7 protein-coding genes and 2 pseudogenes are annotated in these 9,850 nt (G+C 57.9%); 5 read left to right on the forward strand and 4 right to left on the reverse strand.

From position 1 onward, the window contains the following. Positions 1-24 precede the first annotated feature (24 nt). The 5 genes and pseudogenes from AC1DE4_RS14095 (at position 25) to AC1DE4_RS14115 (ending at position 6,639) form a co-directional block, all read left to right on the forward strand. Entirely contained in the window at positions 25-300 is a 276-nt protein-coding gene (locus tag AC1DE4_RS14095; RefSeq protein ID WP_477881788.1) for a ribbon-helix-helix domain-containing protein, read from the forward strand. Further along, a pseudogene (locus tag AC1DE4_RS14100) lies at positions 287-651 on the forward strand (type II toxin-antitoxin system RelE/ParE family toxin). Before AC1DE4_RS14095 ends, AC1DE4_RS14100 begins: the two are co-directional and overlap by 14 nt. Before the next feature lie 1,221 nt (positions 652-1,872). Next, positions 1,873-4,191, forward strand: a complete 2,319-nt coding sequence (locus tag AC1DE4_RS14105; RefSeq protein WP_477881790.1) for an autotransporter family protein — start codon at positions 1,873-1,875, stop codon at positions 4,189-4,191. 1,312 nt (positions 4,192-5,503) lie between these two features. Continuing rightward, a complete protein-coding gene (locus AC1DE4_RS14110; protein WP_477881803.1) occupies positions 5,504-5,875 on the forward strand; it encodes a SpoIIAA family protein in 372 nt (123 codons plus the stop codon). A 143-nt stretch (positions 5,876-6,018) separates the two neighbouring features. Then, positions 6,019-6,639 carry a MarC family protein gene (locus AC1DE4_RS14115; protein WP_477881792.1) on the forward strand — a complete coding sequence of 207 codons (621 nt, stop codon included), beginning with the start codon at positions 6,019-6,021 and terminating at the stop codon, positions 6,637-6,639. Positions 6,640-6,959: 320 nt separating this feature from the next. Here AC1DE4_RS14115 and AC1DE4_RS14120 read toward each other — a convergent pair. From AC1DE4_RS14120 to AC1DE4_RS14135, 4 genes and pseudogenes are all read right to left on the reverse strand, one after another. Next, positions 6,960-8,146, reverse strand: a pseudogene (locus AC1DE4_RS14120) (IS701 family transposase). Between the two features lie 413 nt (positions 8,147-8,559). After that, a complete protein-coding gene (locus tag AC1DE4_RS14125; RefSeq protein WP_169684533.1) occupies positions 8,560-8,919 on the reverse strand; it encodes a hypothetical protein in 360 nt (119 codons plus the stop codon). A 188-nt stretch (positions 8,920-9,107) separates the two neighbouring features. Beyond that, complete coding sequence (locus AC1DE4_RS14130; protein ID WP_192242132.1) at positions 9,108-9,458, reverse strand: hypothetical protein; 351 nt, start codon at positions 9,456-9,458, stop codon at positions 9,108-9,110. Positions 9,459-9,708: 250 nt separating this feature from the next. After that, positions 9,709-9,837 carry a DUF2950 family protein gene (locus AC1DE4_RS14135; RefSeq protein ID WP_477881805.1) on the reverse strand — a complete coding sequence of 43 codons (129 nt, stop codon included), beginning with the start codon at positions 9,835-9,837 and terminating at the stop codon, positions 9,709-9,711. Between the last annotated feature and the right edge of the window lie 13 nt (positions 9,838-9,850).

A 9,850-nucleotide genomic window follows, 5' to 3' on the forward strand; every position in this document is an offset into this window, starting at 1 on the left:
GCTGGAAGCAAAGGAGTTGACCTCATGAGCGTAAAATCATCGATTTCGCTTACCGAGCAACAGGATGCCTTTGCGCGATCGCTTGTCGACACGGGACGGTATTCGAGCTTAGGTTCGGTTATTCAGCAAGGGTTGGAGCTTCTTCGACAGAAGACGGAGACTGAGTGCGCTGAGACGGAAGCCATGACGGAGCTGATTCACCGGCGGCTAAGCCGAGCGTCTATGTCTGAAGAGGCAATGGCAGGCGCGGTCGACGATATGATCGCGCGTAAGCAGAGAGCTCTTCGTGTGGAGTCTTGAATATTCCGTCGAAGCGGAGCGCGATTTTGAACTGATCTTCGATCATCTCTTCGCCGCTTATTGCGATCTCGGTGACCATCCCGACGAGGCCTTGGAGTGTGCTGCCGGCCGAGTTCGTGACCTTCGTATGTCGATCAAGCGGATCGACGAGACGCCGAGCATTGGAACGTTGCGCCCCGATATTTATCCGGGCATCCGCTTTTGCGACGAGACAAGGTTGCAGTTTGGTTTTTGCCAATGGTCCAACGGCGGACGATCGTCGTCGCTGCCAACTTCTTTGGCGCACAAGACCATATCCGACACATGATGAGACGACTCTCGAGAATTGAGAGCAAGCCTTACATATGGTAGAGAAAGCAGCGATTTCGGCCAAAAAGCGCTCACTTCCGATAAGCGCTACTTATCGATGGTCAGAATACCAACCTGTCACCGTCAGCAGCAGCGGAAGCAATTGGTGATATCACTTCTGGTTAATGGCGCGTTTATCATGAGTTCAATGTGTTGTGATCTCGAAGAATACCCTTTAGGAGCCTGTGACGCGGCGTTTTCCTCGCGCAGCTGGATGTTGCCGGCCTCAAGTTTCGCGAGCCGGGCTTCCGCCTGCTGCGACCGCTCCAGCAAGCCCGTCTCCAGACTGCGCAACGCATTCAGTGAAAGCGTATCGGCATGCTCGGGCGAGGAGCCGCTTCTTTGCCATCCCCGGAGCGAATCATGATTTGCCCCGTCGTAGGAATCCCTGCGCCGACCAACAGGATTCATCGCGCCCGGTTATGCACACCTTCTATATGCGGGCGCTGAATGCTGCCACCGATTTTGCCCCGCTTACTCCTAACGCTACCAAAGCGCCCGCCAGCCAAAAATAGAGCGGATTTCGTCAAAACTGCTGGAACTCGCCAAACTGGTGATGGCAAAACCGCTAGTGTCATCCGGCGTGATGGCAAAGACCCTCGGGATCGCACCGTAGGCAGCGAGGCAAGTGTTTTGGATTTAGGTCTCAGCTTGAGGGCCAGATGTCGCTGGCTGGGCGAAAACAACGCAAGAACCTAATTTAGCGAGAAGCTCCGCCCAGACGAAGCCGTCGAACCACTGCTTATTTTGTTCGGTAAGCAGCCTCCGCGGCATTTTTTTTGGTGAGAATGGCGCGCTGTCTCTTTCATGTAACACTTAGGTCAATTTCCGCACGCCGAACTCGCGGAGGAGGACAATGCGCTTTTGGACTCGGCCGACTTGCGACAGCATTGTCCTCGATCCTGCCTGGATCAGGGAGAAAGTGCTATGCGCGGACCCGCCTGGGGAATGACCATTCGACAGGGGATACAACACTTTCCAAAATTCTTGTTGCCGGCGATGGTCGCGCTCTTAGGGGCATCTGCGGTTTCGGCATACGGCCAGCAGGCTAGCGATTGGACCGGGAGGGTCTCGTCCAACTGGTTCATTCCTCTAAATTGGGATAGCGGTGTCCCCGGGCAGACGACCGAAGCAACCATCAACACCGTGACGCCAAACTCGACCGAGATTACCAGTTCGGGTGCACAAGCCCAAAATCTCTCCGTTGGAGCAAACAGGAATGGGATGCTCGTAGTCAAAGGCGGCGGAACGTTGATCGTTTACGGCGCCGCGACCGTCGGCGATCTTTCGAGCGGGGTGGGCACGGTAAAAGTCACCGGGCAGGGCTCCAACTGGCAGAACAACGGAACCATGTTTATTGGCGGTCAGGGCACGAGCACCTTTACGGTCGAAGAAGGCGGTACGGTGCATAGCAACGGCGTCTCGATCGGATTGAATCCCGGATCGAATGGCACAGTAACGGTGGCCGGTCCGAACTCCGTCTGGACCAACGGGCCGTGCTGTGGCGTCAATATCGGCGCTTTTGGCACCGGCAAGCTCATCATCGCGAACGGCGGGAAGTTCATCAATCTCGGTGACGCCGCCAACATCGGGCAATTCGCTGGTTCGCAAGGTTCGGTGACCGTGACCGGCGTTGGCTCTACTTGGAGCAACCTTCTGCCGGTGAACGTTGGCAATTCGGGCACTGGCTCACTAACGATAAGCGATGGAGGGCAGGTCCGCGCAAGCCTCGTTCGGGTCGCCGTTAATGCCGGATCAATCGGAACGCTGAACATCGGCTCAGGCGCGGGTAGTCAAGCGATTGCGCCGGGCCTACTCGATACGACGAGCGTCGTCTTCGGAGCTGGGACCGGAGTGCTCAATTTCAACCATACCTCCAATACCTACGTATTTGCGCCAGCGATTAGCGGTGTGGGTACCGTCAATGCGCTAGCAGGCACCACCACGCTAACCGGCCAGAATGTTTATGGTGGCGCCACGAATGTCAGCGGGGGCACTTTGCGCGCAGGCGCGCTGAACGCTTTCAGCCCGAATTCGGCAGTAACAGTGGGCAGCGGCGGTACGCTCGACTTGGCGGGATTCGATCAGACGATCCCCAAGCTCATCAACCACGGGACTGTGCGAACGGGGGGATCGCCCAATACTGGGCCGGGTACGGTGCTCACGGTAGCCGGAAACTATACCGCCGGCAGCACGCTTGCACTGAACTCTGTGCTCGCTGGCGACGGCTCGCCCTCGGATCTGTTGCGCATCGATGGCGGCACGGCCACTGGCAGGACGACGGTGATCGCAACGGATGTTGGCGGTGGTGGCGCCGTAACGACCCGCGACGGCATCCTTGTCATTGATGCAGTGAATGGAGGCACCACCGCGCCAACGGCTTTTGCCGGATTCGGCGCGGCAGGCCCATACGACTATCTGCTCGTGCGCGGCGGCGCGGCGCCTGGCTCGGAGAACGACTGGTTCTTGCGCAGCAGCCTGGATCCGGAGTCACCCGGATCGCCGGAGTTGCCCGGAGCATCGGAGCCGCCTGTAGCCCGGGAGCCGCGTTTCCGCCAAGAGGTTTCGCTTTATGCGGCGATGCCCGTCATGGCCACAATCTATGGCCGCAAGCTCATCGACACGTTGCATGAGCGGATGGGCGGCGATGCCCAGTTGCTCGGTCCGAACGAGCCAAATATGCCAGACGGTGCCTGGGGGCGGATCATCGGTTACGGGGGCCACCGCGACGGTGACCCGGTCGGCATTTACGGCCGTAACGGGCCGGAATACGACTATGACTTTGCCGCGCTCCAGACCGGCCTCGATCTCTACCGCAGTGAGCATGCGGACGGCCAGCGAGACAATGCCGGGCTCTATTTCGCCATCGGCCACGCCAATGCCGACGTCGAGCACAATCTCCTGGGGCGCACCTTCAAAGCCGGCGAGGACAAGTTCGACGCCGTCAGCGTCGGCGGCTACTGGACACGGTTCGGGGAGAGTGGCTGGTATCTCGACGGGGTAGTCCAGACTACCTGGTACAATATGGACATGACGGCGCACCGCGGCCTGCGCGACGGCGACACCAACGCCTTCGGTTTTGCCGCCTCGCTCGAGGGTGGATACCCATTTCAACTCGGCGACGGCTGGCAACTCGAGCCGCAGGCACAGCTGGTATTCCAGGCGCTCAACGTTGACGACTTTAACGACGGCGCAGCCACTGTTCGTTATTCCGACACCAATTCGCTGGCCGGACGGATAGGCGCACGCGTGACGCGGGATTGGGAGGTCGGTAGCGAAGCGTCGGAGCGCCGATTTGCGCTTTGGGGACGTGCAGACCTCTGGCACGACTTCCTGGGAGACCCAACCACGGAGTTCTCGTCAGCCTCGGGATTCATTCCATTCACCGCCGACCTCGGGAGCGAATGGGCAACGCTGGGCATCGGCGCTTCCATGCAGATTGGAAAGTCCACGTCGCTCTACGGCAACGTCAACTATGATGTCAGCTTCAACGGCGGCGCCGATGCCTGGGAGGGCAAGGTCGGTTTGAAGATTCAGTGGTGAATCGCAAAGCCGGGATTACCTGAGCAGCCTCCTCAAGCAGCCGGGCGTATGCACTGAGGTTCAACTTGTCGGCGCGCAGCATTTGCCGGATCAAAGATTCTTTCAAAACTTCTGACATAGATAGGTCCTGCATGACCATTGTCCGTCGCTGGGGTGCGAAGTAGCACGGTGATGCAACGGTCGTCTCGCCAGCGTGCCAGAAACAAGGCGCGTATTTGTAGCGCACGTTTCAACGCAACGTGAGGTGATATTGATGGAACCGGCCGCTTCTTTGGTTATTTCCCGACGGGGCGGCTTCGACCACTTCTTCATGATAATCCCCTCGATCGCCGTTCCCAACTTCACTCATCCGATGGTTAATGGCCAGCGATACTGTGGCCCAAGTGCTTGCTAAACGTGCGCGAGACCTGTCGATCAGCGCCGACCCGTCTGCCCTTCATACTTCGAACGTCGCAAGCCTTGACAAGGTGTAAGAACGCCTGAGCTACGGTGGCCATGAAATCGGGTGCATGTTCTGTGCCGCTACCGTGGTTCGTTGTGGGCGTTGCAAATAGCCACCCTGGAATCCCGTGGGATAGTAAGGCGACAGACAAATGCTGCTGACCGCAATGGGCCGATCCCAGACCTTGGCGGCAACAACTTTGGTGTCCGCTTCTCGTGTTGGGTGTCTAGTAGGGGACGATGGGCCGTCGGCCCCAAACAAGTCGTTCGAGCCAAGCTAAGTTCTTAGGCATGCCTTCAGCGACGACACCATCCTTCGACATTTAAAGCGCAATTGAGGCAACAGTTGATCGTCGTGGGCAGATCACCCCAATGCGCAACGCGCTTGCTCGCGATCTGCTGCCGCCCCCCTCCGTCTGGTCAGTTTGCCATCGGTTCGGTCGATGCAAATGCGATAGTGCGGGGAATACTCGACCTCCATGACAAGCTTCTGGCCGATATACCCGAGACGCCATTGCTGAAGCAGATTGCGCAGCCGGGCGCCGCTGCGACAACCTGCTAAAAGCGTTGCCAGGCCTCTGAGGCTGTGAAATTCTGGGACATGGAATGGACGCTGCAGCAGCGAAGCGGACAGATGGCGTTAACCAAAGTCGGCACAGCGATGGGCAGAGAGCGCGGGATGCATTGGCACGTTGACTTTGCCCAAGGCTGATTGTCGAGACGCCTGCCAAAGGGGCGATGCCGGAGCAATCCGATTTGAATCTTCCTGGCGCCGATGTCATGCTCTTGTTCGGCTGTTCGTTTGTTGCCGAGACCAGGTTCGCCGGGAGAGCGTTTGACCCAGCCGCACTAAGGACAAATGGGGGTGACCATGATTGTCGTTGAGCCGCTGCGCGACAAGAACATCCTGATCATTACACCACACGGTTCGCTCGAACGGGCCGACTTCGCGACGATCGCGAATGGGGTCGAGTTCGTCCTTCGTTCAGACGGCAAACTCAACGGTCTGATGATCAGTATTGAATCATTCCCCGGCTGGAAGAACTTCGGGGCCTTGGCTGCTCATCTGAAATTTGTGTCTGGTCACCATCGACAAATCGAACGGATTGCGGTTGTAACCGGCAGCAGGCTTCTTAGGCTCATCCCCGCTATCGCCCACTATTTCGTCCACCCTGAGATTCGCTCATTCGACTTTGGGCAACGAGCAGCAGCCCTTTCGTGGTTGGAGACTGGCCGACCATGACTTATCCGGGGGAGAAAGAGGCAGAAGAAGATCCTTGGTTGCGCTGTCCCGGCCGGCGGAGTCTCCTGGCCTTTGTTCTGACTGTGGTTTGGGCCGCATGTCTTCCCGTGCAATCCTTTGCGCAATCGCCGCTCGGAGCGGACATGCCTGAAGTGGAGTTCGGCGCGCGCAAAATATTCCTGATGCTTTTTTTGATGCTCGGTCCTATCAAGATACTGGTGCCATTCAAGGTCCTCGCAGGCAGCTATGAGCCCAGCGTTCGGCGACGAATAGCCACCAGAGCGATCCTTTTCTCGGCGGCGGCGCTCGCGATCGCCGGCTTTCTCGGACGCACCATGCTTGAAAATCTGGAAATCTCGTTGCCGGTRCTGGCGATGACCGGCGGCATCATCCTGTTCATCGTGGCCTTGCGAACTGTCTTGCAGCCGGCTGCTAACCTTCCGGTACGACCGACAGAGCCGGGCCAAACGGATCTGGGACTAGCTCTTACACCGCTGGCGTTTCCAACGATCGTGACGCCTTATGGTATAGCCGCCGTGATCGTCTTCGCGACGTTGGCGGGTGACCGCCAAACGGAAGGGCTCACCGTGGCGGCCATCGTATTGCTGATCTTGGTGCTGGACTGGATGGCAATGCTGTTCGCGGAGTCTATCCTTAGATGGATCGGAACTTCACTACAGGTTTTGGCAGTGGTGCTTGGCGTTACCCAGGCTGCTCTGGGTCTGCAAATAATTTTGCATAGTTTAAGCATGATTGCCTGGTAACCACCGCTTTTCCGCTCCGGGCAACGTTTCGTCACTCTAGTCGGATGGTTGAATGCCCGCTATTGACGAGTGTCAGGCTTATCGGGGCTTCGGCAGGGCCGTTAGTAGCACGCGACTCAACAGGGCGGCGGATTTAATCTAGTACTACAGTTGCGTTTTGTGTCTTGTTTTGTAGTGAGCGCTCATTGCGTAGGCTTGATGCTCTCGTCGCCAGAGTGACCATGCGAGAACGAAGGCCGTCCTGATCGGCGGTCGCAGTAGGAGCCGGGTGATCAGATAGCGGATCTCTGCGACGCTTGGTAGAAGCGCAAGTTTGTTGGTCAGGCGGCGATTGGCGGGTTTGGACTCGTTTCGTTCGGTTTGCCACCGGCGCTGCGGCGCAGGTCGGAGCCCAACTTAGCAAGGAACGCTGCGGCCGCCATGACGAGCGTCATGTGGCGGTGCCAGGCATGCCAGGAACGGGCCTCGCAATGGTCGAGGCCAAGATCATCCTTGGCGCGCTGGAAGCACTCCTCTACCGTCCAGCGCAATCCGGCAGCACCGGCCAATTCGCAAAGCTCGGTTCCGACGGGTGCAAAGACAAAATAATAGGCGCGGGTGTTGGGTTCGCGCGGGTTGCGGCGGATCAAGAGCCAACGCTCCCACTGTGGATCCGGGCGAGAGCTAAGAGAGATGCGGGCCCAGTCATAGAGCCGCAAGCCTTTGGCGCCTTCGCCGGCGGCATGGCTCTGCCAAACCTCCGGCTTCAACCCATCGGCCATCGTTTGAGGGTCGGTTTGCTCGATCCCTTGGTCGCGTACAAAGCGTAGGCAATGATTGGAACGCACTGCCAAGACATAAGGCTGGCCGCGGCCTTCCAACATCCTGCGTAGCCGCGAATCCGAACCATAGAGCGCATCGGCCAGCACCCAGGCGCAGGGTACGCCGGCATCGAGCGCCGCCGCGATCAGATCACAGGCAATCTCCGGCTTAGTGACAAAATGCTGCTCTTGCGGGATCTGCGCTGAAGCGCGCCGCCCCTCATCGTCCACCCAGGTTTTTGGCAGGTATAGCCGCCGGTCGATCAGGGTTTGGCCGTAGCGGCTTGCATAGGCAAGGAAGACCCCCACCTGGCAGTTCTCAATTCGGCCGGCCGTGCCGGAATATTGCCGCGCCACCCCGACCGAATGTTCCCCCTTCTTCAGGAACCCGGTCTCGTCTACCACGAGAACGCCGTCCGCATCTCCGAGGGCCTCTACCGCATAGGCCCGAACGACATCGCGCAAAGCGTCGGCATCCCAATGGCTGCGCCCCAACAGCGACTGCATCCGATAAGGCCGCTCCAGTCCTGCCTGCTCGGCCATGAGCCAGCCTGTCTTGCGCTCTACTCCCGCAGCACGCCATCAAGAAAGGCGCCGCTCGATAATCGCAGTTCACGACGACGAAAGATCGGCCCCAGTCGCTCCTTCAATGCATCGAGCTCGCGTTGCCATGCCAAAATCGACCCAGACCAGCTTGCGACGGACATGCAATTCCCTCCAGCTAAACGCCGAGAGTGAATCATGATCTCGCATAAAACGCAACTGTAGTACTAGCTCACCGTTCGGTGTTGAACAAATTTCACCTGAACTGGCGCAAGATTTCGACCGACGAGTTTCGGCACGTGCGCGAGAGCCAAAGCCAAGAGCTTTATCTAAAGTCGGTCCCTGTGGCGAGGGATACCAGAACCAACGGACCCTTCCTTCAATCCTAAGGCGAGGGCCTCGTTACCAGGGAGAACATATCTTGAAAGGCACTTGGGTGCATCGCCGAGGAGGGGCGATGTGGCTGCCGTTGCCACATCGAGGCAACTCATTGGAACGCTTTCATTCCAATCGACACGATCAGGCACGTATGAGACGCCGAGCATGGCGGCAAGCACGGCCACAAATGATCACCAGCTCACTCCACATAGAACACCATGTTGCCGTTGCGTGCCCTCATGACCCACTCAATGTCGTCGGGCTTGAGCCCCTTGGCCTTGAGTTGCCCGACAAGCCACTTGTTCGACTTTGCCGCGTCTCTGATGGCCTTCTGGTGCTGTGCGCTGCCGGGAGATGGATGTGCACCAGTTTCCGAGAAGTTTGCGGTTCGGTAGCTAACTATAGATAATCGCTTGCCATGATAGGTGCGAACAGATTCCGGAAGACTTTCGCTCCAGTTCATCCTGCGATATTCGCGCCGGGTCTGTTGAGCATCGACCGGGCATGCGACAGTAGCGATTGTGATTGCGATTCCAAGCAATGCCGCTAGCTTCATCATTTCAATGCTCCACAAAGATGGTTTGCCGTGAACATAGCGCGTACGCCCAGCGGCAGGGCATTGAGCGCAGTCAATACCAGCCCAGAATTTGGGCGGAAATCCGATCTTAGACTGTTTGAAGCTAGCGTGGGTGTTAATGCTAACGCACATGACGGACGACCAGAAGGAATTACCCGGTCGGCCCACCGCTATCTGATGTCGTGCGCCTGTCCCGAGGCCCTCAGCTCTTCGAGGGTCTTGCCGACGCAGCTCTCGCCTTCGGAATCTCCAATGGCTTTGGCACGGCCATGTACAGTAATAGTACCTCCGATTCGGTCCGACGCAACAAACGTTGCCGTCCCGTCCTCAGTGACTCGGGACAAATAGAATGCATGGAACGTGTCCTTGTATTGGCAGGTGATGACCAAAGGGAAACGGTCAAAAGGATCCTGAGCCAACGCCGCTGAACCAGATACCTGGAGCGACGTCCAACAAGCGGCCAGCACCACGAGCGATACCCTGATCAAAGCGCGTACAGTCCGTGCAAAGTAGAACAGCATTGATTGATCCTTGCATGTTTTGGCGCCAATTCGGCACACGACGTCACTGATTGACTTGAAGCAATAGCTCGGGAACCAAGCTGCCTGCAGCAGTTATGCAATCAACTTGCGCAACATCTCTTGATCGGGCCGCACCACAGCGGCCTTCATCGTTTGACCCATGACTTGCCTCCCTACTACACGTTCGAAGAGTTTTATGGGGCGCGCGCCCGAGCTAATACGGCAGTGTTAAAATGCGCCGTAGCCAAAATCAGTTGGGTACGATGTCCCATTTTTCGTCAGGGTTGAAGCGCGTCATTTTCGCGACCGCCGCGGCGGTGTTGGTGCCGAGATCGCGTTCGTAGACGACGCCCTTCTCGCTCACCAGGAACGTCTTCACTCCCGTCTCACCG

This window comes from Rhizobium sp. 10N414 (assembly GCF_056394785.1).

Bases quoted from the DNA above. Each gene is read 5' to 3' on its own strand.
- AC1DE4_RS14105 (WP_477881790.1), top strand. From the start codon at position 1,873: ATGCTCGTAGTCAAAGGCGGCGGAACGTTGATCGTTTACGGCGCCGCG.
- AC1DE4_RS14125 (WP_169684533.1), bottom strand. From the start codon at position 8,919: ATGATGAAGCTAGCGGCATTGCTTGGAATCGCAATCACAATCGCTACT.
- AC1DE4_RS14130 (WP_192242132.1), bottom strand. From the start codon at position 9,458: ATGCTGTTCTACTTTGCACGGACTGTACGCGCTTTGATCAGGGTATCG.
- AC1DE4_RS14095 (WP_477881788.1), top strand. From the start codon at position 25: ATGAGCGTAAAATCATCGATTTCGCTTACCGAGCAACAGGATGCCTTT.
- AC1DE4_RS14110 (WP_477881803.1), top strand. From the start codon at position 5,504: ATGATTGTCGTTGAGCCGCTGCGCGACAAGAACATCCTGATCATTACA.